This is a genomic window from Sulfitobacter aquimarinus (assembly GCF_040149565.1).
In the GTDB taxonomy this organism is placed as follows: Bacteria; Pseudomonadota; Alphaproteobacteria; order Rhodobacterales; family Rhodobacteraceae; genus Sulfitobacter; species Sulfitobacter aquimarinus.
The window spans coordinates 132641-157478 of sequence record NZ_JBEFLO010000005.1 but is presented as its reverse complement, the minus strand read 5'-3'; the positions used below and the strand labels follow the sequence as shown (position 1 = coordinate 157478).

Here is a 24838-nt window from a genome sequence, read left to right as displayed (position 1 = left end):
GGGTATCCGATTAATTCAGTCGGATACCTGCTATCAGCGGCGGCTGCCCCCCGCAAGCACCGCCGCAAAGCCTGTGACCAGCACGCAGATGCAGATCAGCAGCAACTGCTCGTACTTGTGCCCTTCCATCAGCCACGGTGTGACACTGTCCCACCCGCGGGCAAAGTAGACAAACGCGCCTGCAATCGCGGCGGCAAAGGCCACCAGATAGGACCACAGCGCGATCCGGCGGCCCATCACCAGCCCCACAACCAGCACAGGCGTCAGAAACATCGAGGCCGTCCCGCTGACTGCCACCGCATCAAACAGCGTCGCATTACCCCATAGCGTCAGCAGCGTTCCCGCCAGCATAAAGACAACCATCACGGCCCGCCCCGCGCCCAGACTGCGCGGCAACCCGCCCTCGACCACCACCAGACGTGCGGCCGATGACAGCGCGGAATCAAGCGTGCTGAGCGCCGAGACAAGCAGCGAGATCATCAGCAGGCCAAACACCCACGCAGGGAACATCGTGGCCCAAGTGCCGATGAGCTGCCCTTCATAGGCGGCGCCCACCAGCCCCGCCTGAATGCCAAAGAAGCCAAAACCGATAATGCACAGCGTGCTGATCCAGAAAGCGTGCAAAAAGGACGCCCGCGTCGTCGCCTTGTCGGCGATAAAGCCGCGGTCCATCATCACCGGATCATGCGCAGGGTAGGAAAACACCTGCAACGCGGCCACAGCCAGCAAGACCCATCCGTTATAGCTGCCCGCGGTGCCAGAGGCCGTCAGCACCGCGCCCAGATCGAAAGCAGGCCCAAGAACCAAGGCCACAAAGGCGATGCCGAAGACAACAACAAACACCGCCATCTGCAAAACATCCGTGCGCAGCGCCGCCGACAGGCCGCCCCACGCGGAATACCCAAGCCCCACAACCGCGACGATCCAGATCGCCGCCGTGCCGCTGCCCTCCAGAACCGCGTTAAAGATGAGGCCGACAACAATCAGATTGGCAAAAACTTCGGACAACAGTCGCAAGGCGATCACGAAGTTATAGCACCCGTTACCAATGCTGCCAAAGCGCGCGCCCAGCCAGTCCTGCACCGACGTCGCGCCGCCCTGCCGCAAATGGCCCACGATAAAGCCGCCCGTCAGGAAGGATGCGTAATATCCCGCGTAGGCCAACGTGCCTGCGATGCCATAGTAATAGCCCAAGATCGCGGCATTCATCAGGCTGCGGGCGAAAATCCATGTGGTGACCTGACTTAGCACCAAAACCCACATGCCAGGCGCGGCGCCCGCCGCCCCTTGCCCGCCAAAGAACCCTTCGACGCTGGCACGGCGGGGGGCTGCGACGACAGAGGCCGCGATAATCAGGCCAAAGGCGGCGATCAGAAGGACGGGGGACATGGGGCTTACTCTCTATTGGGTCTGTTTCGCGGCAGATAACCGCGCATGGCCTTGTCGCACCATCTTAAAATGCTGCGGCTCGCATAAAAGTGAGAATGGCCGCTATGAGCGGGCGGATCACCCCTCGGTCAGGTCAAACGCGGCTGTCCCGACATCGCGGCCGTTCACCTGCACCGTCACGCGGTGCGCACCGGGATAAAGCGTAAATGTGCTGGCCCCGCCCTTGAGCTTGTGCGCCTTGCGCAAAGCCAGCGGCACCCCCGCCTTCACCTCGGCGGCCTTCAACTTGAACACCTTTTGCGCTGTCTTGCCGCCTGCGCGGGCAAATTCCAGACGGTAATCTACCAGAACGGGCAAGTCCTCGGCGCTGGTCAGGGTGATCTGAAGATCAAGCGCCCCGCCGATGGGCACACGCACGGCCCCCAGCGTGATCTGCGCCTCAACAAAGGCATCCGCGCGGTAGCCCAAGGCCGCCATCGCGCCCGCATGTCCCTGTTTTATCAGCGTGCGCAATGCGTGGCGGCGCATCCATGCCAGCTCTTTCGGGGTTTGGCGGCCCTCGGCCTGCCAACGGGCCAAACGGTCCAGCACCTTGTCGGGCGCGATTTTGCTGAGGTCATTGAGGTGGTTCGCCACCGAGCGCGTGACAAAGCGCGCAGGATCGGCGTGCAGCATATCCAACAGCGGCAGCGTTTGCGCAGGCGTCAATCCGACTCCCACGGCCCAAGGCAAACGCGGGCGCGTCCCCTCGCTCACCAATCGGCGCACGTGATAGTTCGTATCGCCCGCCCAGAGGGCCAGCTGCGCCAATGTCTCGTCAGGCCAGCGGTTGAGGAAAGCGCGGATGTAGAACTCCATTGAGAAACGCTGCGTGGCGGCATAGAGCAACTCCATCGCACGGGAGCGGTGGTTCTCCAACCCGTGCCGTGCGGCCAGAATACCGGGCAGCGCGTGGATGAAATGGCCAAAGTCATCGTCGCGCAACGCAGGGTCCAGCGGCGCAGGCATCGCGGCCTCCAGCTGGTCTGCCATGGTGGGGAAATCAGCGGCCAACTGCGTCTCCAGACAATCGGCCATCCACTCCATCCGCGCCATCAATTCACGCTCAGCGAAGCCCGCCAGACTGTCGCGGGCAAAGCGGGCGGGATCAAACCCCGCCACGCCTGCGGCAAATTCATCCGCCAACTGCCCGACGCTTGTGGCATTGAACAGCTGGTCTTTCATCAGGGTTTTATCAGCCATTACATGGTGATATTCGTAGCACCACCATCCAGCAGGATCGACTGCCCCACGATGAACCCCGCATGTGTCGAACACAGGAACGCACAAGCGGCGCCGAATTCGTCGCGGGTGCCATAGCGGCCCGCAGGGATCGTGGCTGCACGCTCGTTGCGGGCGTCCTCAATCGTGATGTTGCGGGCGGCGACCACGGCCCCGTCCAGCGCATCTGCGCGGTCGGTCGCATGGATGCCGGGCAGCAGGTTGTTGATTGTCACGCCCTTGCCCGCCACCTGACGGCTGGTGCCTGCGACATATCCGGTCAGGCCCGTGCGGGCCGCGTTGCTGAGGCCCAACACACCAATAGGCGCACGCACCGACTGCGAGGTGATGTTGACCACACGGCCCCAGCCGCGATCCATCATCGCAGGGATCAACGCTTTGATCAGCGCGATGGGGGCCAGCATATTTGCATCGAGGGCTGCGATGAAATCATCACGGTCCCAATCGCTCCACATGCCGGGAGGCGGGCCACCCGCGTTATTTACCAGAATATCAACGCCCTGTGCCGCGTCGATGACGGCCGCCTGCCCCTCTTGGGTCGCCACATCAGCGGCAACGGTGGTGATGTCCACGCCGTATGTTTCGCGCAAACGCGCAGCAGAGGCATCCAGCGCCTCGGCCCCGCGTGCGTTCATCACCAGATTTACGCCCGCAGCGGCCAATGCCTCTGCGCAGCCAAGGCCCAAGCCCTTTGACGACGCGCAGACCAGCGCCTTTTTCCCTTTGATGCCAAGATCCATAACAACTCTCCCTATTGTAAGCTTGCACAGGTGCTACCGCAGACCGCAACCAACCGCCAGCAAAACACCCCGTCATTGACCACGCATCGCCACAATTCTACTATAGCCACGCGCAAAACCAGACCTCAAAAGGCACCCGCTCATGACCACAGGCTCCCTCTCGTCCCAAAGCGTTCCCGTCTACACGGCGGGCCAGATCCGCGCGACCGATGGCGCGAATATGGGGGATGTGATCTCGTTCTCGAGCGAGCTTATCATGGACGATGTCTATGAGCTGGATTTCGGGGCAGAGCCTGCCCGCCTGTCGCTGACCGCCCGCGATGACGCGAGCTTTGGCATCGGGCATGACACCAGCATCGGCACGCCCGATGGGGCGGTGCATCTGGACAGCGCGTTGATGTTTATGTCGCCCGACGGGTCGACCTGCGATGTTCTGGTGATGGTAGAGGTCGATACCGAAGGCAATGTGGCCGAAGTCTACCTGTTGCCCTTCAGCACGTTGAACGCGGGCGTGGAATACCGCCTTGTGGGCATCGACCGCGATCAGGCCCATGCGAAATTCGCGCAAGTGGCCTGCGTCAGCTTTACCCGTGGCACCCATATCACCATGGCATCAGGCGCGCAAAAACCTGTTGAGGAACTGGCCGAGGGCGACCGCGTGCTGACCCGCGATGACGGTGTGCAAACCCTGCGCTGGGTCGGCTCCTCGACCACCCGTGCGGTGGGCGAATTCGCCCCCATTCGCATCCGCGCAGGCACGCTGAACAATGATGCCGACCTGCTGGTCAGCCCCGACCACCGTCTGTTCATCTATCAACGCACGGATGAACTGGGCGCGGGCCGGTCCGAGCTGCTGGTCAAGGCGCGTCATCTGGTCAACGGCGAGACCGTGACCGTGGCCGAGGGCGGCTTTGTCGACTACTTCCAACTGCTGTTTGACAGCCACCAGATCATTTATGCCGAAGGGATCGCGGCGGAATCGATGCTGATCACCAGCCGCACCCGCGCCGTGCTGCCCAGCGATCTGTCGCAAAGCCTTGGGGCCCACGTGCCTGGCCATTCTGATCTGCCGCACGCGGGCCTTGATGTCTCCGAAGGGCTGCTGAAGCGGCCCGATGCGGCGGCCATGCTGAAAAAAGCCTCCAGCCGCTGAGGCTTGCCTTGGGGGCGCAGTAAGGTATGTATGCGGGCCAATGATATGCTGCGCGTAACGCAGTTGATGTATTACATAAGGTTTGACCCGTAACATGCTGGACAGCAATGACAATCGCCCCGACTTGCCTGCGGAGATCGCCCGCCGCCGCACCTTTGCGATCATCAGCCACCCCGATGCGGGCAAGACGACGCTGACGGAAAAGTTCCTGCTTTTTGGCGGGGCGATCCAAATGGCGGGTCAGGTGCGGGCCAAAGGCGAAGCGCGGCGCACGCGCTCCGACTTTATGGCGATGGAGAAAGACCGCGGCATTTCCGTCTCTGCCTCGGCCATGTCGTTTGATTTCATGAACAAGGGCACGAACTTTCGTTTCAATCTGGTGGACACGCCGGGTCACTCGGATTTCTCGGAAGATACCTATCGCACGCTGACGGCTGTGGACGCGGCTGTGATGGTGATTGACGGGGCAAAAGGCGTGGAAAGCCAGACGCAAAAGCTGTTTGAAGTCTGCCGTATGCGCGACCTGCCGATCCTGACGTTTTGTAACAAAATGGACCGTGAGAGCCGCGATGTGTTCGAGATCATCGACGAGATCCAGCAAAACCTTGCGATCGACGTGACCCCAGCCAGCTGGCCCATCGGCGTGGGCCGCGACTTTGTCGGCTGTTACGACATCCAGCGCGACCGTTTGGAACTGATGGACCGCGCCGACCGCAACAAAGTGGCGGAAAGCATCGAGATCAACGGCCTTGATGATCCGAAACTGGCCGAGCATGTCCCTGCCGAGCTGCTGGAGAAGTTGCGCGAAGACCTTGAAATGGTGCGCGAATTGATGCCGCCGCTGGACCCCGAACTCATGGCCGAAGGCTCGCTCACGCCCATTTGGTTCGGCTCTGCAATCAACAGCTTTGGCGTGAAAGAGCTAATGGACGGCATCGCCACTTTCGGGCCGGAACCGCAGATCCAGAAGGCAGAGCCGCGCCAAATCCTGCCCGAGGAAAAGAAGGTCGCGGGCTTTGTGTTCAAAGTGCAGGCCAATATGGACCCAAAGCACCGCGACCGCGTGGCCTTTGTGCGGCTGGCGTCGGGGCACTTCACGCGGGGGATGAAGCTTACCCATGTGCGCTCCAAGAAACCGATGAGCATTACCAATCCCGTCATGTTCCTCGCCTCTGACCGTGAGCTGGCCGAGGAAGCATGGGCCGGCGACATCATCGGCATCCCCAATCACGGACAGCTGCGCATCGGCGACACGCTGACCGAGGGCGAGGCGATCCGCGTGACGGGCATCCCCTCTTTTGCACCTGAATTGCTACAAGGGGTGCGTGCGGGTGATCCGTTGAAATCGAAACACCTCGAAAAGGCGCTGATGCAGTTTGCCGAGGAAGGTGCCGCAAAGGTCTTCAAACCCTCCATCGGGTCGGGCTTTGTTGTGGGCGTTGTGGGTCAATTGCAGTTCGAAGTGCTGGCGTCGCGGATCGAGCTGGAATACGGCCTGCCCGTGCGGTTCGAGCCGTCGCAATTCACCTCAGCCCGCTGGGTCGCAGGAGATAAAACGGCGGTGGACAAATTTACCGAGGCCAACAAACAGCATATCGCCCACGATCATGACGGTGATATCGTCTACCTCACCCGCCTTCAGTGGGACATTGACCGCGTCGACCGCGACTACCCCGATGTAAAGCTGACCGCGACCAAAGAGATGATGGTCTAGTGACCACTTGGGGCATCATAGCGACGATCAAGGCGGACACGCCCGCCATCCTGCGCTTTGTTGCCCATCACCTCGAATTGGGTGCCCACCGCGTCTATATCTACCTCGACGCGCCGAATGAAAGCGCTCAGGAAGCCCTGCGCGCCCATCCGCGTTGCCGTGTAGTGCGCACCGACGAAGGCTATTGGAAGCGCCACAACGGCTCGCGCCCCGACATGCACCAGCCGCGCCAAACCTTTAACGCCACCCGCGCCTATGCCCGCGCCGGGGACGTGGACTGGCTGATGCATATGGATGTGGACGAGTTTTTGGTGAGCGGCCCGCAGATCGCCAGCTTGCTGGGCACCCTGCCCGACACGGTGCAATGTGCGCGTGCGCGCCCCATGGAGCTGCTGGCAGGTGGCGACCCGCAAACCGAGGCCGCGTTCAAGACGTTCATCCCCGCAGGCAAAGCCCGCGAACGCACCGTGGCGCGGCTCTACCCCACCTATGGGGAGCATCTGAAGGGCGGGTTTCTCAGCCATATCGCGGGCAAGATATTTGTACGCACGGGGCTTGAGGGCCTCAAATTCCGCATCCACAACGCCTTTCTGCACGGTGAGACGAACCCCAACCACGTTGAGCTGCCAGAGCTGCATCTGGCCCATTTCCACGCCACCGATTGGGAGACATGGCACGCCCATTTCGCCTATCGCCACCGCGAGGGGTCCTACCGTGCGGATCTGGGACCGTCCCGCGCCCGCGACCGTGGCGGCATCACCATGCACGAGCTTTTCACCGCGATTGCCGAGGAAGAAGGCGATGCAGGCCTGCGCGCCTTTTTCGACGAAGTCTGCGCCGATACCCCTGCCCTGCGTGCGCGGCTGGAAGACGCGGGGCATTTGATGTGCGCTACGTTCAATTTTGACACAAATATCGTCAAACACTTCCCCGACATCCCTTATATTTGACGCTGCACGCACAAATTGGTATGCGCTACGCAGATATGTCGCGGCAGGTGCCGCCCTTTGGGCCAATCGGGCCGACGTAGATGCTGCCGCGGGCCAGATTGTGTCCGCAACTAACGGATACACATGACAAAATTTAGTGACCTCAGCTTGAACCCAAAGGTTCTCAAAGCCATTGACGAAGCCGGCTATACCAGCCCCACACCGATTCAGGCGGGCGCCATTCCCCCCGCCCTTGAGGGCCGCGACGTTCTGGGCATCGCCCAGACAGGCACCGGCAAAACCGCCAGCTTTACGCTGCCGATGATCACCATGCTGGCGCGGGGCCGCGCACGGGCGCGGATGCCGCGCAGCCTTGTGCTCTGCCCCACACGCGAACTTGCCGCGCAGGTGGCTGAAAACTTTGACACTTATGCGAAATACACCAAACTGACCAAGGCGCTGCTGATCGGTGGCGTCTCGTTCAAGGAACAGGACAAGCTGATCGACAAAGGCGTCGATGTACTGATCGCCACGCCCGGCCGCCTTCTGGACCACCACGAGCGTGGCAAACTGATCCTGACGGACGTGAAGGTCATGGTTGTAGATGAAGCCGACCGTATGCTCGACATGGGGTTCATTCCCGACATCGAACGCATCTTTGGCCTGACGCCCTTCACCCGCCAGACGCTGTTCTTCTCCGCCACCATGGCGCCCGAGATCGAGCGGATTACCAACACCTTCCTCTCCAACCCCGAGCGGATCGAGATGGCGCGTCAGGCGACCACCTCCGAGAATATCGAACAGGGTGTGGTGATGTTCAAAGCATCGCGCAAAGACCGTGAAGCCACTGAAAAGCGCAAGCTGCTGCGCGCGCTGATCGACGCCGAAGGCGAGACATGCACCAACGCGATCATCTTTTGCAACCGCAAGATGGATGTGGACGCGGTGGCAAAATCGCTCAAGAAATATAACTACGACGCGGCCCCGATCCACGGTGATCTGGACCAAAGCCAGCGGACCAAAACCCTTGACGGGTTCCGCGCAGGCGATCTGCGTTTCCTTGTGGCCTCTGATGTGGCGGCGCGGGGCCTTGATGTGCCGTCCGTGAGCCACGTGTTCAACTTTGATGTGCCAAGCCACGCCGAAGACTACGTACACCGTATCGGGCGCACCGGCCGTGCGGGCCGTGATGGCAAAGCCATCATGATCTGCGTGCCGCGTGACGAAAAGAACTTTGAAGACGTTGAACGCCTTGTGCAAAAGGAAATCCCGCGTCTTGAGAACCTGCTAAGCGTCGGTAAACCCGCCGAGGAGCGGGCGAAGCCCAGCGAGGAGGCCGCCCCCACCGCGACCGAGGACAAGCCAAAGCGCACCCGTTCGCGCAGCCGCAAACCTGCCGCCACGCCTGCCCCGGATGCGGCAACCGCAGATTTGCCCGAAGCCAAGGCCCGCACAGTTGAGCCGCCCAAGGCGAACTCTCGTGCGATGGAAGCCCCGAAAGAGGCCCCCCCTCAGGCCGAAGCCCCGAAGCAGGACGCACCACAGCAAGAGACCGCGAAAGCCCCTGCCCCGAAGCAACCAGAGCAGCAGCGCAACGCGCCCAAAGACACCTCCGAGCGCCGCTCTTCACGCTCGCGTGGCGGTCGCAGTTCCAACAGCAACAATGACCGCGGTGGGAACAAAGTCGTCGGTCTTGGCGATCATACGCCCACGTTCATCGAGCTGAGCTTTGCGGATCGTCCAAAGGACTGATCAGTTTTTGCTTGCAAAGGTTTCTTGGTCATAAAAACTCTCCTTTTAGGAGAGTTTTTATGACCAAGATGTCCAAACTGCTGTCCTGCGCTACGGCGGCAGTGCTCGTGCTTGCGGGGACGGCCCATGCTGGTTGTTACAACTCCATTCCCGACCGTGACAAATGGCTGGCAAGCTGGATCGACCGCGTGCCGGACCGCGGCGCCAAGGTTGAATGGAAAGGCAAGACTTACACCCGCAACCAAGCGATCAAAGCCGCCAAAAAAGACATCGCTCAAAGCTATGCCAAGCGCGGCGCAGACGCGTCCGACAGCCCCGCGGCGCTGGCCGCTTTTGCGGTTATGGATGCAGGCGGTGTGACCACAAAAGCGGAACGCGCCTATAACAAGCGCGGCAGGGATGTGTCATTCCAGGACGCCGTATCGTGTTTCTACGGTTACCTGAAATGACCCCAAATGTGGTCAGCTCAGACGGCTGACCACTACTGTTACTTCTGGCTTTTTGCCGATCTCGTTTTGCGCCGATTGACGTGCCGCTTTGCGCAGCCCGTCGTCCAGCGCCTTGTCGTCACGCAACGTCGCGGCCTTTGCACGGCCCAGCCATTGGCTCAGGTCCTGCTCAACCACATCCACCAATGACGCCTTCGAGATGCCCATATCTGGCAGGCCCATGGCATCAACCCATGGCTCGCCCAACGGCTCGTCGTTTTCGTCCATCAGCACGGTCACGGTCATATGCCCGTTCAGCGCCATGCGGATGCGGTCACGGACCACCCCGTCGAGCGCGCCGACCTGAACAGAACCGTCGATATAGGTGCGCCCTGTCTCGACATATTCGGCCACGGTAGGCGCGTTGCCTGACAGATCAATCATCATACCGTTCACGGCCAACACACCTGTGTAGCCTTTGCTGTCCGCAATCTTGGCATGTTCACGCAGGTGACGATGTTCGCCGTGCATGGGGATCACAACCTGCGGTTTGATCAGGTCATGCAGCGTCTCGATGTCGGGGCGGTTCGCGTGGCCCGACACGTGGTACTTGCCAGAGCTGTCATCGACCACATCCACACCCATTTCAGAGAACTGGTTGATGATGCGAATGACGCCTTTTTCATTGCCCGGGATGGTCTTGGACGAGAACAGGAACATGTCCCCCTCTTGCATCGTCAGACCCATATATTTGCCTCGCGCCAGTTGCGCCGAGGCCGCACGCCGTTCGCCCTGCGATCCGGTGACCAGCAGCAACAGGTTCTCACGCGGGATGTCACGCGCCTGCTCCGGGCTGACCGTGGGCGGGAAATCTTTGAGCACACCTGTCTCGACCGAGGCCTCGACCATCCGCTTCATCGCGCGGCCCAGCAGCACAACAGAACGGCCTGCTTTCTGGCCAGCAACCGCAAGGGTTTTCACCCGCGCCACGTTCGAGGCGAATGTCGTGGCCACAACCATGCCGGAAGCGCCCGCGACCAGCTCGGTGATCGCGTCGGGCAATGTCGCCTCAGAGCGGCCTTTGTCTTTGGAGAAGACGTTTGTACTGTCGCAGACCAAGGCTTTGACGCCGTCCTTTGCGATGTCCTCAAAGGCTGCGGGGTCGAACGGTTCGCCCACACCGGGAGTCAGATCCACTTTGAAATCGCCCGAGTGCACGATGCGGCCCGCAGGCGTGTCGATAACCAGCGCCGAACTTTCGGGGATCGAGTGCGAGATCGGCTGGAAGCCAACCTTGAACGGGCCCGCGTCAACCTGATGCGGGAAGATGCCAACGACATTCACCGCGTCATCGGGGTGGCTGTATTCACCCATCTTGCGCTTGGCAATGTTGGCGGTGAACTTGCGCGCATAAATGGGCGCTTGCAGCCGGTCATAGGTATGGGCGATGCCGCCCACGTGGTCCTCATGGGCGTGGGTCACAAACACCGCTTCAATGCGGTCTTTGCGCTGCACCAGCCAGTCGATGTCGGCGATGATCAAATCAACGCCGGGCGAGGTATCCATATCGGGAAAGGCCACGCCGATGTCTACGACAATCAGGCGTTCCTTGTTCGGCTTGCCATATCCGTAGACATAGGCGTTCATGCCAATTTCACCCGCCCCGCCGAGGGGAAGGTAGATCAATCTTTCACTGCTCATATTAAAGCATTTTCCTTGTTATATTTATGTATCACGGTCAGGCCGTGCATCGTAAGATCATCATGATATTCATCAAAGACGGCTTCGGCCTGCTGAAACAGCGGCGCGAGCCCGCCAGTGGAGATCACACGCATATTGCGTCCGTGCTCCGCTTTTATCCGCGCACATATCTCACGGACGAGGCCAATGTAACCCCAGAAGACGCCAGATTGCATACAAGCAACGGTATTCGTACCGATCACCTGATGCGGCTTCGAGATATCGACATGGGGCAAAGCGGCCGCAGCGTTGTGCAGCGCCTCAAGGCTGAGGTTCACACCGGGGGCAATCACCCCCCCGATATAGGCCCCATCCGCGTCTGCCACATCAAAGGTGGTCGCGGTGCCAAAGTCGACGATAATCAGATCGCCGCCATAGAGGTCAAACCCCGCAACGGTATTCACCAAACGGTCCGGCCCAACGGCCGTGCCCGCATCTACCCGCATCTCGACCGGCAATGCGCATTCGGGCTTGCCCACCACGATGGGGCGGGTGTCAAAGTAACGGTCCGCCAGCACCCGCAAGTTCCACACAACACGCGGCACTGTAGAGGACACAATCACATCCGTAATCTCGGCATCGATATTTCGCAGCTTCATCAACGTGCTAAGCCAGACGTAATACTGGTCCGCCGTGCGCTGCCATTCGGTGGCGGTGCGCCAAGTAGCGATAAACTCGGACCCGTCCCAGATGGAGAACACGGTGTTGGTATTGCCGCAATCAATCGCCAAGAGCATGTGCGCCCTCCTCAGCCTTCAAAATACACATCTGCCGCCGTGATCGCCACGCGGCCCTTGGGTGTGCTTAATATAAGGTTGCCATCCGCGTCCACATCTTCGAACACGCCAACCGTCTCGTCGCGCATGGTACGTGCCGTCACGACCTCGCCGATGCGGGCCGCGTGGGACAACCAAGCGCTGCGAATGGGCGCAAAGCCGTATGTGGTGAATTGCGTCTCATAGCGGGCATAAGCAGCGGCCAGCGCATCGAGGAAGGCTTCGGGCGCGATCTGTACGCCCGTCTCACCAACGACGCTGACGGGGGCCAGCGCCCGCGCCTCTAGCTGTGCGGGATCGGGCGCATGGGCAAGGTTCACGCCAATGCCGATGACCAGATGATCGCCATGCGTCTCCAGCAAGATGCCCGCGACCTTGCCACCGTTCAGCAACACATCATTGGGCCATTTCAGCGCAAAGGCCTCCGGCTTGCCCGTCAGCGCGACAAAGGCGTCGTGCAGGGCAAGGCTGGCGACAAAGCTGCGCAAGGCGGCATTCGCAGGCGAGCCTGTGCGCGGGGTGATCAGCGTGCCAGCAAAATTGCCGCGCGGTGTGGACCACGACCGCCCGCGCCTGCCACGTGCGGCAGTTTGCTCTTGTGCCAAAATCCACGCAGAACCGCGCAATGTGGGGGCCATGCGGGCCGCCTCAGACAGGGTCGAATCGATACTGTCAAAGACGTGCCGCCCGTAGCCTTGCGGCCAATCCGTCACGGGATGCTCTATTGCACCAACGTCGCCGCCGCCGAAGCCGCAGCCCCCTCAACACCGAACATATTGATGATGCCGACAACCATGATCACCGCCGAGGCGATCAGGAATCCGCCCAGAATACCACCACGATTGCTGTCCAACTCTTCGGTATTGTCGTCACCGAAGTACATGAAGAACACGATCCGCAGATAGTAATACGCGCCGATCACCGAAGCAATCACGCCCGCAATCGCCAGCCATGCAAGGCCGCCATCATAAGCCGCGCGCAGCACATAAAGCTTGCCAAAGAAGCCAAGGAACGGCGGCACGCCCGCAAGGCTGAACATCAGCGCAAGCAGCGCCAGCGCACGGCCCGGGTGGGATTTGGAGTACATGTTAAGCGCCCGAATATCTGTAACTGGCGCGCCGTCTTTCTCCATCAACAAGATGAAGGCAAAGATGCCGACATTCATCGTAACATAGATCGCCATATAGACCAGCATCGCCTGCACGCCAAAGGCCGTGCCCGCCGCCAAGCCCATCAGCGCATAGCCCATATGTGCAATCGACGAGAACGCCATCAGACGTTTGATATCCGTCTGGCCAATTGCAGCCACAGCGCCAAGGAACATCGACAGGACCGACAGCAGCGCGACGATCTGGCTCCAATCGCTGACGGCATTGCCGAATGCGTCGTGCAGAACACGGGCAAAAAGCGCCATCGCAGCGACTTTGGGAGCCGTGGCAAAGAAGGCCGTGACGGGTGTGGGCGAGCCTTCATAGACGTCCGGCGTCCACATGTGGAACGGCACAGCCGATACTTTGAACGCAAGGCCCGAGATCAGGAAAACGATCCCGAACAGCATCCCGATAGAGGTCTCCCCCGCTTGGGCAGTGGTGATGATCCCCGAAAACAGCGTGGTCCCTGCATAACCGTAAACCAGCGACGCCCCATAAAGAAGCAAACCGGAGCTGAGCGCGCCCAGCACGAAATACTTCAAGCCAGCTTCGGTGGATTTCACGCTGTCGCGGCGCAAGGACGCGACGACATAAAGCGCCAGGGATTGCAGTTCCAACCCCATGTAAAGCGCCATCAGGTCGCCCGCGCTGACCATCATCATCATGCCAACCGCGCTGAGCGCGACAAGGACGGGATATTCAAACCGCAGCAGGTCGCGGGACTTCATATATCCTTCGGACATGATCAGAACACAGGCCGCCGAGACGAGGATCGCAACTTTAGCAAAGCGCGCAAAACCGTCGTTCACGAACATGCCGCCAAACGCCTCAACCGTGGTGCCGCCGCTGGTCGCAACCAGCACGGCAACGCCCACCATCACCAGCGAAGTGGCCCACAGCAGCGGGCGCGCAATCGCGTCCTTGCCGCCATATGCGCCGGCCATAAGCCCCGCAATGGCAAAGAGCGCCAGAATGATCTCTGGCAGGATTTGCATGATATCGTTGCTCATCGGTATTCCCCTCAGTTCGAGGATTCAGCGGATTGCATTGCTGCGTCCGCTGCGGCCACAGCCGTGTCATAATTCTCAACCAAAGCCGCAACAGACGGCCCGATCACATCCAGTATCAGTGCGGGGTAAACCCCGAGCAGCAGCGTCATCACCACCAGCGGCGCGAAAATCCATTTCTCGCGGGCGGTCATATCGGTGATGGCCTTCAGGCTTTCCTTGATCAGGTCGCCCATGATCACGCGGCGGTACAGCCACAGCGCATAAGCCGCCGAGAAGATCACACCCGTCGTCGCCACAAAGGCCACCCAAGTGTTCACCTGGAACACAGCCATCAGCGTCAGGAATTCACCGACAAAGCCGGAGGTGCCCGGTAGGCCCACGTTCGCCATCGTAAACAGCATGAACAGCAGCGCATAGATCGGCATCCGGTTCACCAGACCGCCGTATGCGTCGATCTCCCGCGTGTGCATCCGGTCGTAGATCACGCCAACCGCAAGGAACAGCGCACCCGAGATAAACCCGTGGCTGATCATCTGGAAGATCGCCCCATCCAGCCCCTGCTGATTGGTCGAAAAGATGCCCATGGTCACAAACCCCATGTGTGCTACCGATGAATAAGCAATCAGCTTTTTCATATCATCCTGCACCAGCGCCACCAGCGAGGTATAAACAATCGCAATCGCGGACATCCACAGGATCATCGGGCCAATCACCTCGGCGCCGACAGGGAACATCGGCAGTGAGAAGCGCAGGAAGCCGTAGCCGCCCATTTTCAAAAGGATCGCCGCCAGCACGACAGAGCCTGCCGTAGGCGCCTGAACGTGCGCATCTGGCAGCCATGTGTGCACAGGCCACATCGGCATCTTCACGGCGAAGCTGGCAAAGAAGGCCAAGAACATAAGCGTTTGCATGCCCCCGATCACCTGCACGCCCATCACGCTGAACGATTCAGAGCCGAACGTATGGGTCAGCAGGCTCACGTCGCAGCCACCGATACATGTGGTGCCCGCATCCGCAAACATCGCCACCATTGCGATCAGCATCAGGACCGAACCGAAGAAAGTATACAGGAAGAACTTGAAGCTCGCGTAGATGCGGTTCGCCCCACCCCAGATGCCGATAATCAGGAACATCGGGATCAGGCTCGCCTCGAAGAACAGGTAGAACAGGATCAGATCGAGCGAGACAAACACGCCGATCATCAGCGTCTCAAGCACCAGAAACGCGATCATGTATTCTTTGACGCGCGTGTTCACGTCCCATGATGCAGCGATCACCAGCGGCATCATGAATGTCGTCAGCATAACAAACAGGATCGAAATCCCGTCAACGCCAAGGCGGTATTTCAGGCCCAACAGCCAGTCTGCTTCGTTCAGCAGCTGGAAGCCCGTGTTAGAGGGATCGAACTCCATATAAAGGAAGATCGACACGATGAAGGTCACCGAGGTCGTGATCAGCGCCAGCCATTTGGCATTACGCTGCGCGGCCTCGTCCTCTCCGCGCAGGAAAACCGCGAGGATCAGCGCCGCAAACGCGGGCATGAAGGTCACGATGGACAGCAAGTTATTTTCCATCAGTTTGCTCCTCCGCTCATCGTCATCCATGTGACGAGGACAGCGATGCCGATCACCATGGCGAAGGCATAAGTAAAGATATAACCCGATTGCGCCTTACCAGCGAGGCGGGTGAAGAAAGGGATGATCCCCATGGCCAGCCCGTTCAGACCGCCATCGATCACATTGCCATCGCCGCGCTTCCACAAGAAGCGGCCGATTGCTTTGGCGGGGCCGACGAAGACAAAGTTATAAAGCTCGTCAAAGTACCATTTGTTCAGCAAGAACTGATACAGGTGTCTTTGGTTCGTCGCCAAACGACCGGGCAGTGACGGGTTCTTGATATAGAACAGCCACGCAAAGAAGAAGCCGATCAGCATTGCGATAAACGGCGAGGTCTTTACCCAGTACGGCACCTTGTGGGCGTCATCCAGCAGCGTGTTGTCGGGCGCGATGTACAACGCCCCCTCACCCGGCTGGCCCGCAAACATATAGTGATGCTCGGCCTTGCCGCCGTGATCTGCATCACCGCCATGGCCGTCTTCGGCACCGTCGACTTTGTCGTCACCGTTGGCGGCTTCTTCGGCGTAAGGGATGCCGTAGAACTTCGCGACCTGATCGGTGTGCCCGAAGAACGAGCTGTACCAGACCATACCGGCCAGTGCGGCCCCAAGCGCCAAGACACCAAGTGGCAGCAACATGACCATCGGGCTTTCATGCGCGTGCTCATGCGTGTGTTTGTCGCCGCGCGCCTCACCGTAGAAGGTGAGGAACATCAGCCGCCAGCTGTAGAAGCTGGTGAACATGGCCGCGATAATCAGCATCCAGAACCCGTACATGGAGCCCGCAGCAAAGGCGCTTTCCACGATTGCATCTTTTGACTGGAAGCCCGCGAAGCCAATCGGAATTTCACCCAAGGTGATGATCCAGACCGGAATACCCACGCCTGTGATCGCCAGCGTGCCGATCATCATCGCCCAGAAGGTGTATGGGATTTTCTTACGCAGACCGCCATAGTTGGTCATGTCCTGCTCATGGTGCATCGCGTGAATGACCGAGCCCGCGCCAAGGAACAACATCGCCTTAAAGAACGCGTGGGTGAACAGGTGGAACATCGCCGCCGAATACATCCCAACACCTGCGGCAACGAACATATAGCCCAGCTGCGACATGGTGGAGTAAGCGATGACGCGTTTGATGTCGGTCTGAACCAAACCGATGGTGGCCGCGACAAAAGCAGTTGTCGCCCCAAGAACGGTGACAAAGACCATTGCCTCGGGCGCGAATTCCATCAAGGGCGACATGCGGCAGACAAGGAATACACCGGCGGTAACCATGGTCGCCGCGTGGATCAGCGCAGACACAGGCGTCGGCCCCTCCATCGCGTCGGGCAGCCAGGTGTGCAAGAACAGCTGCGCCGATTTACCCATCGCACCGATGAACAGCAGGAAGGCAATCAGATTGGCCGCGTTCCACTCGGTCCACAGGAAGCTGAGCGTCGTCTCGGCCAGCTGAGGCGCGGCGGCAAAGATGTCGTCGAAGTTGATGCTGTCGGTCAGCAGGAACAGCGCGAAGATACCCAGCGCAAAGCCGAAGTCACCCACACGGTTGACGACAAAAGCCTTAATCGCGGCGGCGTTGGCGGACGGCTTTTTGTAGTAGAAGCCGATCAACAGGTACGACGCAACGCCCACCCCTTCCCAGCCAAAGAACATCTGCACAAGGTTGTCAGAAGTCACCAGCATCAACATCGCAAAGGTAAAGAACGACAGGTAAGCAAAGAAGCGCGGTTTATAGCTGACGCCCTCGGCAAAGTGATCGTCGTGGGCCATGTAGCCAAAGGAATACAGATGCACGAGGCTGGACACGGTAGTGATCACGATCAGCATGATCGCGGTCAGACGGTCCATGCGGATCGACCAATCGGTGCTGAGTGACCCGCTTTCGATAAAGCGCAGGATCTGGATGGTCTCGGTCGTGCCATCAAAGGTCAGAAAGGTGATCCACGACAACAAAGCCGCAAGGAACAAACCGCCCGTGGCGATCCAGCAAGCCGCTGTTTCACCGATAATTTTCCAGCCAAAGCCGCAGATCAGCGAACAAACCAGCGGGGCGAAGAGAAGCGTAATTTCCATGTCTCTACCCCTTCATCACGTTGACGTCTTCCACGGCGATAGTGCCGCGGTTCCGGAAGAAACAGACCAGAATGGCCAGACCAATCGCAGCCTCGGCAGCCGCAACCGTAAGGACGAAAAGCGTGAACACCTGCCCCACCAGATCGCCAAGGAAGCTGGAGAAGGCTACCAGATTGATGTTAACGGCAAGCAGCATCAATTCGATGCTCATCAACAGAATGATGATGTTCTTGCGATTCAGGAAAAGGCCAAAGATGCCGATGACAAACAGCGTCGCCGCTACTGTCAGATAGTGTTCCAGTCCGATCATGGTCGTCCCTCAAATTCTCCCCCACATTTTGGGGGCGGTAGTCTTGGCACTGGTGGCGAGCCCATCGTGCCGTGTTTCACAAGACATCAACGCGTCATGGCGCTGCTGGCTTGCGGTACTCTGTCATCCGGTAGCCGTTTTCTTTGGAAGAAAACGGATCGGAATTTTCGAAAATTCCGCGCCCGGACGGACGCGGAACACTAAACTTTACAGGCCCTGGCCCGGCTTTACGTCGTGCAGGTCCATGGATTTGGCCGGATCGCGCATCATCTGCGCAACCACATCCTGTCGTTTCACATCACCGCGGTGGCGCAGGGTCAGCACAATCGCACCGATCATCGCAACCAACAGGATCAGACCAGAAAGTTGGAACAACAGGAAATACTGGTCATACAGGATCAGCCCAAGCGCGTTTGCATTTGGCACATCCGCATCGATCACTTGCTGACGCAAACCCGCAGACGCTTCGTTTGCGTCCCAGACGCCAAAGGCCATAACGAACTGCATCAGGATAATAACGCCGATCAGCAGTGCCAGTGGCAGATACTTGGCCATCTCGGCCTTGAGCTCGGCAAAGTCGACGTCCAACATCATGACCACAAACAAGAAAAGCACCGCAACCGCGCCGACATAGACAATGATCAGCAGCATGGCGACAAATTCAGCCCCCAGCAGCACGAACAGACCCGCAGCCGACAAGAACGACAGGATCAACCACAAGACGGAGTGTACAGGATTGCGGCTGATCACGGTGAACAGCCCCCCTGTGATCACGCATACTGCAAAGAGATAGAATGAAAAAACGCTCATGCGTCACCTTCCTTAGTCTGGGCCCCAGCCTTCGTCCCATCCGACATTTCGTCCAACACGGGCTGCGCAATTTGTGTGGCGCGCTGCATGGCAGGAATGCCCGCAAACAGAGCCATCTGGCCAATCGTCTCGATAATTTCTTGCTTGTGGGCGCCTGCTTCGACAGCGTGGCGCACAGTCTGGCGCAACGCAGCTTCGTTTTGCGCACCTTGCATGGTCAACCCTGCCAAGGTCAGCAGCAGCCGCGTTTTGGCATCGAGACCATCTGCATTGTAAGTCTTGCCAAAGAACGTCTCCATCATGTCTTTGGACATGACACCCGCCATCTTTTCAAACCCTTCGGGCGTGAACGCGTCCATCGCCGGAAAGGTCTTTGCCATTTCCTGCGCCTGTCGCATCATATCTTCCCAAGGATTTGTGTTGCTCATCGGTAAGGCGCATCCATCTCGAGGTTGCGCGCAATCTCGGCTTCCCAGCGGTCGCCGTTCTCAAGAAGCTTCGACTTGTCGTAATACAGCTCTTCGCGTGTCTCGGTCGAGAACTCGAAGTTCGGCCCTTCGACAATCGCATCCACGGGGCAGGCTTCCTGACAGAAACCGCAGTAGATGCATTTGGTCATGTCGATGTCATAGCGTGTGGTGCGGCGGCTGCCATCGTCGCGCGGTTCGGCGTCGATGGTGATCGCTTGCGCGGGACAGACAGCTTCACACAATTTACACGCGATGCAACGCTCTTCGCCATTGGCATAACGGCGCAGCGCATGTTCGCCGCGGAAACGCGGGCTCAGTGGCCCCTTCTCATGCGGGTAGTTTAGCGTCGCCTTCGGCTTGAACATATATTTGATGCCCAGCTTCATGCCTTGGTAGAAATCCTGCAACAGGAAGTATTTTGCGTGGCGGGTATAGTCAGTCGTACTCATATCAGCCCCCTACGGTGTAGCGTGCATAGACGCCCCAGAACCATTCGAATTTCGCCGCGAAGGCCACAAACACAACCCAGAAGAGTGAGAACGGCAGGAATACCTTCCAGCCCAGACGCATCAATTGGTCATAGCGGTAGCGCGGTGTGATCGCCTTGATCAGCGAGAAGAAGAAGAACACGAGGCCCATTTTGGCAATCATCCAGAAGATACCATCGGGAAGACCCGGGATGGGTGACAACCAGCCGCCAAAGAACATAAGCGAGATCAGCGCGCACATCAGCACCACGGCCACCAGTTCACCAATCATGAACAGCAGGAATGGCGTCGATGAATACTCAACCTGATAACCCGCAACCAATTCCGATTCGGCCTCGGGAAGGTCGAACGGCGGGCGGTTGGTTTCGGCCAAAGCGCTGATGAAGAACAGGATCAACATCGGGAAGTGCGGCAGCCAATACCAGTTCAGCAAACCAAAGTTGCCGTCTTGCGCCGCGACGATGCCGCTAAAGTTCATTGAGCCGGTCGAGATGATCACACCGATGATGATCAGACCGATCGAGACCTCATAAGAGATCATCTGCGCCGCAGAGCGCAGCGAGCCAAGGAACGGATATTTCGAGTTCGAGGCCCAGCCGCCCATGATCACGCCGTACACCTCAAGCGAGGAGACCGCGAAAACAAACAGGATCGCCACGTTGATGTCCGACAAAACCCAACCATCGTTGAACGGGATCACCGCCCAAGCGATCAGCGACATCACCAGCGTCACCATCGGGGCCATAAAGAACACAGGACGGTCGGCACCCGCAGGCACGACAACCTCTTTGACGATGTATTTCCCGAAATCCGCAAACGACTGGAGCAGGCCATAGACCCCCACCACGTTCGGGCCGCGCCGCAGCTGAACGCTCGCCCAGATCTTGCGGTCCAAGTACATGAGGAACGCCAGCGCCACCAACAGTGGAATCACCACCAGGAAAATCTGTCCGATAATCAGCAGAATCATTCCCGCCGTGGTGTTAAAAAAGAAGTCAGCCATAGGTCCTCACACCGTAGGTATGCCTTTGTTGCGACAGTTTTCTGTAACAACTTCAGCATCAATAGTCTTCAAGCCTTTCGGCAGGCTTGGCGAGATCGTGTAAACAGCATCGGCCCGCCAAATGCCACCCTCAATTGCCACATTTGTCCTAACATGACGTGCAAATCCATAGCCACGTATCAAGGTATATTGCGCCGCAGCACATTCAGCATAGGACGCGACATTATCAGGCGCCTGCGCCTTGGTCATCGCAACATTAAACTGCACCAGATCACCATCCAGCAGCACGGTCTCCACCCCTTTGTATTCAGGGATGAAATCCTCGGCTGTTGGCGTGGCAGGCTCACAGGCGGCAAGCGCCATCAGCCCTATCCAGCCCAGATGTTTCACTCTGCCGCCATTGCCTCCGTCCGGCGGGCAGCGGCATTTGCCGACAATTCCGCCATCAGGCTAGAGGCGCGGGCGATCGGGTTGCTGAGGTAGAAATCAGCGATGGCATAGGACACAGGCGCGTCCGAGATCTTGCCCGCCGGTGCCAATACCCATTCGTTCTCAGCCACGTGGTCAACAGCGCCCAGATGCGGATGCGCCGCAACCAGCGCTGTGCGCAGCGAGGCCAGCGAATCGAATGGCAATGTCGCGTCCAACTCGGCGCTTAGCGCACGCAGGATGGCCCAGTTCTCCTTGGCCTGACCGGGCGCAAAGCCCGCACGCAGGGCCAGTTGCGGACGGCCTTCGGTGTTCACAAACAGCCCGCCCTCTTCGGTATAGGCCGCGGCAGGCAGGATGAGGTCGGCGCGGTGCGCCCCACGGTCGCCGTGCGACCCTTGGTAGATTACGAACGGACCTGCGGGAATGTCGCCTTCATCGGCGCCAAGGTTATAAATCACCTCGGCGGCAAGCACGTCCGCGATGCCGTTTTCAGACGTAGCCCCCACATCCATCGCGCCGACGCGGCCAGCGGCGGTATGCAGCACCATGAACTTGGACTTGGTGCTTTCGGCCAGCGCCATCGCAGCGCCCAGAACCGCCGCGCCATCTTCGCGGGCCAATGCGCCCATGCCGATGATGATCAACGATTGCTTTTCAGCCACCTCCGCATGATCGCGTTTGAGCAGATCACCCATCACGTTCAAGCTGTCGCCAATGTGCATGGTCTCATAGGTCAGATCGACCTTCGGGCCGATAACCCCGATGCCTGCACCGCGTGTCCAGGCCTTGCGCAGACGGGCGTTCAGCACGGGTGCTTCAACGGCGGGGTTTGTGCCGATCAGCATGATCGATTCCGCGCTATCAATATCTTCGATGGTCGCGGTACCTGCATAGCCTGCACGGTTGCCCGCAGGCAGCTTGGCGCCATCGGTGCGGCATTCAACAACACCGCCCTGCCCCTCGATCAATTGCTTCAAAGCAAAGGCCGCCTCGACCGACGCAAGATCACCGACCAGACCGCCCAGCTTTTTGCCCTTCATCGCCGCAGCCGCAGCGGCCAGCGCCTCGGGCCAGTCGGCTTTGCGCAGCTTGCCGTTCTCACGGATGTAGGGCGTGTCCAAACGCTGCTTGCGCAGGCCGTCCCAGACAAAGCGCGTCTTGTCGGAAATCCATTCCTCGTTCACGCCGTCATGGTTGCGCGGCAAGAAGCGCATGACTTCGCGGCCTTTGGTATCGACGCGGATGTTGGAGCCAAGGGCGTCCATCACGTCGATGCTCTCGGTTTTGTTGAGCTCCCACGGGCGGGCGGTGAAGGCATAAGGCTTGGAGACCAGCGCGCCCACGGGGCACAGATCAATGATGTTGCCTTGCAGGTTGCTGTCCAGCGTCTCACCCAAATAGGCGGTAATCTCGGCATCTTCGCCACGGCCCGTCTGGCCCATCTGCGTGATGCCAGCCACCTCGGTGGTAAAGCGCACACAGCGGGTGCAGGAAATGCAGCGCGTCATGTGGGTTTCAACCAATGGCCCCAGATCAAGGTCTTCGGTCGCGCGCTTTGGCTCGCGGTAGCGCGAGAAATCAACGCCGTAGGCCATCGCCTGATCTTGCAAGTCACACTCACCACCCTGATCGCAGATCGGGCAATCAAGCGGGTGGTTGATGAGCAGGAATTCCATCACGCCCTCGCGGGCCTTTTTAACCATCGGGCTGTTGGTTTTCACAACAGGCGGCTGGCCTTCGGGACCGGGGCGCAGATCGCGGACCTGCATCGCGCAAGAGGCCGCAGGCTTGGGCGGGCCGCCCACAACCTCGACAAGACACATCCGGCAATTGCCCGCAATCGTCAGCCGTTCGTGATAGCAAAAGCGCGGCACTTCCACGCCCGCCTGCTCACACGCCTGAATGAGCGTCATCGCCCCTTCGGCCTCAACTTCGTTCCCGTCGATGATGATCTTGCGAATGTCGCTCATGGTGTCACTTTTCTTTCAGCAATGAGCCGATGCGGCTCGCTTTTTGAATCTCTTTGCGCCCTACCGCGCAATAGCTTTGGGCGTCCCCCGCGACAACCCCTTGGGCGCGCAAATATGCTTCGCCTTTTGCACGCATCCGCGCTTTCTCCGCGTCCGAGTCACCGTAGGCTTCGATCTCGTCGTCGGTATAGCCAAGGCTACGGGCGTGTTTGCGGGTCTCGCGGTACAGTGCGTAGGCTTTGACCACGCGGGGATTGATGCTGGGACATTTTTTCCGGATGCGGTCTGCAACGGCCACATCAAAAACGGCGTCGTCGATACGTGGCACATCGCGCAACTTGGGTTTTGCGGCGACCGCCCCTGCCGACAGGGCAAGGATGCTCAGGCTTAGGATGACTTTACGCATGTTACTCTCCTCAAATGCTTTTGGGGGTTTTGCCCCCTGAGTGCATGTGGTGATTTGGCCCCTTGTTATGCAATATCACTGCCCCGTACAGCTACCGCGCATCGCGGCAACGCCCTTGCAAAACAAGCGTATCTTTGTCGATGGTCAGCGCGCCCTCTTCCACATCGGGGCCTTCGGTCCAGATGATGTCGGAACTGCCAAGCAGGTTGATGCAATAGGATGTCGCCTCATAGCGGCCCGCCTCACGCGCCCCCAGAAGGGATTTTGACACAGGCCGCACGGTGACCTGGAACTGGTCCATCTTGCGATCAACCTTGCGCAGCTTTGCATTGTACAATTGGCCGTCAAAGTACTGACGATCCTCGGACGAGGTACACCCCGCCAGAAGTGCAGCACATAGGCCAAGCCCAATCAAAAATCTCATCACCGTCTCCTGCGCAGTTTGCCTGCGGCTATTTGTAGAACGCTTGGCGCCTGTTATTGCGCAATTTTGCCCGCAGGGCCAGCGCTTCGTGCATCAGCTGCGTTTGCGCGTCCGCAAGGGGGATACCCCGTCCAACGCCTTGCGCAAAAATGCGATGGCCAGATTGGCCCCGACGTACAACATGCCCACCGTCGGCACATAGATCCATGCCGTGACCAACCCGTAAGTCACCGCCGCATAAGTCGCCCAAGCAGGCGCGCCAAAGGCAGCAACCGTCAGAAGAAACGCCACAAAGCTGAGCAGCCCGTCCAGAATATTTCGGAAAAAACCCATCAATGCGTCCCTGGTTGCGGCAGCGCGATTACAAAACCGCGTTCACAAAACCCGTGATCCCCAGCGCAAGCGCCGCGACCCAACCAACCATAAAAGTAAGCGAGCGCAGCTTTTGGTTTTCGGTCTTGATGTGGACAAAAGCCATGACAATCCTTGCGACCAAAAAGACCGACGTCAGGATGTTCACGCGTAGCGGATCAGCACCCGAAAGGATACACGCAATTGTACCGGTCACAAAAAGCGGCGAAATTTCCATCGCGTTCCAAAAGGCCCGCGACTGGCGATACACAGGGTTGCTATAGTCGCGGATGATATTGCCACAAATCGCACGGTCTTCGTCTGTGCGGCCCTTCATTGTGAGCATGACGAGGACCTGCACCATCAGCCCCCACAGCGCCAAGACGGCGATGGAGTGTGAGTAGGGTTCAAAAATTTCCATGG

Annotated in this window: 25 protein-coding genes; 5 read left to right on the top strand and 20 right to left on the bottom strand. The window is 59.2% G+C overall.

What is annotated here, in order from left to right:
- Nucleotides 1-33: 33 nt before the first annotated feature.
- From ABMC88_RS11610 to ABMC88_RS11600, 3 genes are all read right to left on the bottom strand, one after another.
- Nucleotides 34-1389, bottom strand: a complete 1356-nt coding sequence (locus ABMC88_RS11610) for a sodium:proline symporter (protein WP_349577051.1) — start codon at nucleotides 1387-1389, stop codon at nucleotides 34-36.
- Between the two features lie 117 nt (nucleotides 1390-1506).
- Entirely contained in the window at nucleotides 1507-2631 is a 1125-nt protein-coding gene (locus tag ABMC88_RS11605; RefSeq protein ID WP_349577050.1) for a YhaZ family DNA alkylation repair protein, read from the bottom strand.
- Nucleotides 2631-3410, bottom strand: coding sequence for an SDR family oxidoreductase (locus tag ABMC88_RS11600; RefSeq protein ID WP_349577049.1), 780 nt, complete (start codon nucleotides 3408-3410; stop codon nucleotides 2631-2633). The genes ABMC88_RS11605 and ABMC88_RS11600 overlap by 1 nt, the downstream gene beginning before the upstream one ends.
- Before the next feature lie 142 nt (nucleotides 3411-3552).
- On the opposite strand from ABMC88_RS11600, the gene ABMC88_RS11595 reads away from it, so the two are divergent.
- The 5 genes from ABMC88_RS11595 to ABMC88_RS11575 all read left to right on the top strand — a co-directional run bounded on the left by ABMC88_RS11595 (nucleotide 3553) and on the right by ABMC88_RS11575 (nucleotide 9407).
- Entirely contained in the window at nucleotides 3553-4563 is a 1011-nt protein-coding gene (locus ABMC88_RS11595) for a Hint domain-containing protein (protein WP_349577048.1), read from the top strand.
- Nucleotides 4564-4657: 94 nt separating this feature from the next.
- Nucleotides 4658-6277 (top strand): peptide chain release factor 3, encoded by a 1620-nt coding sequence (locus ABMC88_RS11590; protein WP_349577047.1) that lies wholly within the window; start codon nucleotides 4658-4660, stop codon nucleotides 6275-6277.
- Complete coding sequence (locus tag ABMC88_RS11585; protein ID WP_349577046.1) at nucleotides 6277-7227, top strand: glycosyltransferase family 2 protein; 951 nt, start codon at nucleotides 6277-6279, stop codon at nucleotides 7225-7227. Before ABMC88_RS11590 ends, ABMC88_RS11585 begins: the two co-directional genes overlap by 1 nt.
- Before the next feature lie 123 nt (nucleotides 7228-7350).
- Entirely contained in the window at nucleotides 7351-8958 is a 1608-nt protein-coding gene (locus tag ABMC88_RS11580; protein ID WP_349577045.1) for a DEAD/DEAH box helicase, read from the top strand.
- A gap of 59 nt (nucleotides 8959-9017) precedes the next feature.
- Nucleotides 9018-9407, top strand: coding sequence for a hypothetical protein (locus ABMC88_RS11575; RefSeq protein ID WP_349577044.1), 390 nt, complete (start codon nucleotides 9018-9020; stop codon nucleotides 9405-9407).
- A 12-nt stretch (nucleotides 9408-9419) separates the two neighbouring features.
- Here the strand turns inward: ABMC88_RS11575 and ABMC88_RS11570 are convergent, their stop codons facing one another.
- The 17 genes from ABMC88_RS11570 to ABMC88_RS11490 all read right to left on the bottom strand — a co-directional run bounded on the left by ABMC88_RS11570 (nucleotide 9420) and on the right by ABMC88_RS11490 (nucleotide 24836).
- Nucleotides 9420-11087: a ribonuclease J gene (locus ABMC88_RS11570; protein ID WP_349577043.1), complete on the bottom strand. Its 1668-nt coding sequence runs from the start codon at nucleotides 11085-11087 to the stop codon at nucleotides 9420-9422.
- Nucleotides 11084-11863, bottom strand: a complete 780-nt coding sequence (locus ABMC88_RS11565) for a type III pantothenate kinase (RefSeq protein WP_349577042.1) — start codon at nucleotides 11861-11863, stop codon at nucleotides 11084-11086. Before ABMC88_RS11565 ends, ABMC88_RS11570 begins: the two co-directional genes overlap by 4 nt.
- Nucleotides 11864-11874: 11 nt before the next feature.
- Entirely contained in the window at nucleotides 11875-12615 is a 741-nt protein-coding gene (locus tag ABMC88_RS11560; protein WP_349577041.1) for a biotin--[acetyl-CoA-carboxylase] ligase, read from the bottom strand.
- Between the two features lie 8 nt (nucleotides 12616-12623).
- Nucleotides 12624-14063, bottom strand: coding sequence for an NADH-quinone oxidoreductase subunit NuoN (nuoN, locus tag ABMC88_RS11555; protein WP_349577040.1), 1440 nt, complete (start codon nucleotides 14061-14063; stop codon nucleotides 12624-12626).
- Nucleotides 14064-14074: 11 nt separating this feature from the next.
- The gene (locus ABMC88_RS11550) at nucleotides 14075-15637 is read right to left on the bottom strand and encodes an NADH-quinone oxidoreductase subunit M (RefSeq protein WP_349577039.1); all 1563 of its coding nucleotides are present in this window, start codon (nucleotides 15635-15637) and stop codon (nucleotides 14075-14077) included.
- Complete coding sequence (gene nuoL, locus ABMC88_RS11545) at nucleotides 15637-17751, bottom strand: NADH-quinone oxidoreductase subunit L (protein WP_349577038.1); 2115 nt, start codon at nucleotides 17749-17751, stop codon at nucleotides 15637-15639. Before nuoL ends, ABMC88_RS11550 begins: the two co-directional genes overlap by 1 nt.
- A 4-nt stretch (nucleotides 17752-17755) precedes the next feature.
- Complete coding sequence (nuoK, locus tag ABMC88_RS11540; RefSeq protein ID WP_187428658.1) at nucleotides 17756-18061, bottom strand: NADH-quinone oxidoreductase subunit NuoK; 306 nt, start codon at nucleotides 18059-18061, stop codon at nucleotides 17756-17758.
- A 207-nt stretch (nucleotides 18062-18268) separates the two neighbouring features.
- Nucleotides 18269-18871, bottom strand: a complete 603-nt coding sequence (locus tag ABMC88_RS11535; RefSeq protein WP_349577036.1) for an NADH-quinone oxidoreductase subunit J — start codon at nucleotides 18869-18871, stop codon at nucleotides 18269-18271.
- Entirely contained in the window at nucleotides 18868-19299 is a 432-nt protein-coding gene (locus ABMC88_RS11530; protein ID WP_349577035.1) for a carboxymuconolactone decarboxylase family protein, read from the bottom strand. The genes ABMC88_RS11535 and ABMC88_RS11530 overlap by 4 nt, the downstream gene beginning before the upstream one ends.
- Nucleotides 19296-19790: an NADH-quinone oxidoreductase subunit NuoI gene (nuoI, locus tag ABMC88_RS11525; RefSeq protein WP_349577034.1), complete on the bottom strand. Its 495-nt coding sequence runs from the start codon at nucleotides 19788-19790 to the stop codon at nucleotides 19296-19298. The genes ABMC88_RS11530 and nuoI overlap by 4 nt, the downstream gene beginning before the upstream one ends.
- Nucleotide 19791: 1 nt before the next feature.
- Nucleotides 19792-20832, bottom strand: coding sequence for an NADH-quinone oxidoreductase subunit NuoH (gene nuoH, locus ABMC88_RS11520; protein WP_349577033.1), 1041 nt, complete (start codon nucleotides 20830-20832; stop codon nucleotides 19792-19794).
- Between the two features lie 6 nt (nucleotides 20833-20838).
- Nucleotides 20839-21195: a YNQ4 family lipoprotein gene (locus ABMC88_RS11515; protein WP_349577146.1), complete on the bottom strand. Its 357-nt coding sequence runs from the start codon at nucleotides 21193-21195 to the stop codon at nucleotides 20839-20841.
- Nucleotides 21196-21218: 23 nt separating this feature from the next.
- Nucleotides 21219-23234: an NADH-quinone oxidoreductase subunit NuoG gene (gene nuoG, locus ABMC88_RS11510; protein WP_349577032.1), complete on the bottom strand. Its 2016-nt coding sequence runs from the start codon at nucleotides 23232-23234 to the stop codon at nucleotides 21219-21221.
- Between the two features lie 4 nt (nucleotides 23235-23238).
- On the bottom strand, nucleotides 23239-23640 hold the full coding sequence (locus ABMC88_RS11505) for a DUF5333 domain-containing protein (protein ID WP_349577031.1): 402 nt from the start codon (nucleotides 23638-23640) through the stop codon (nucleotides 23239-23241).
- 91 nt (nucleotides 23641-23731) lie between these two features.
- Nucleotides 23732-24064, bottom strand: a complete 333-nt coding sequence (locus tag ABMC88_RS11500; protein ID WP_349577030.1) for a hypothetical protein — start codon at nucleotides 24062-24064, stop codon at nucleotides 23732-23734.
- Between the two features lie 93 nt (nucleotides 24065-24157).
- Nucleotides 24158-24397, bottom strand: a complete 240-nt coding sequence (locus ABMC88_RS11495) for a hypothetical protein (protein WP_349577029.1) — start codon at nucleotides 24395-24397, stop codon at nucleotides 24158-24160.
- Between the two features lie 28 nt (nucleotides 24398-24425).
- Nucleotides 24426-24836 carry an MAPEG family protein gene (locus ABMC88_RS11490; protein ID WP_349577028.1) on the bottom strand — a complete coding sequence of 137 codons (411 nt, stop codon included), beginning with the start codon at nucleotides 24834-24836 and terminating at the stop codon, nucleotides 24426-24428.
- Nucleotides 24837-24838: the final 2 nt, after the last annotated feature.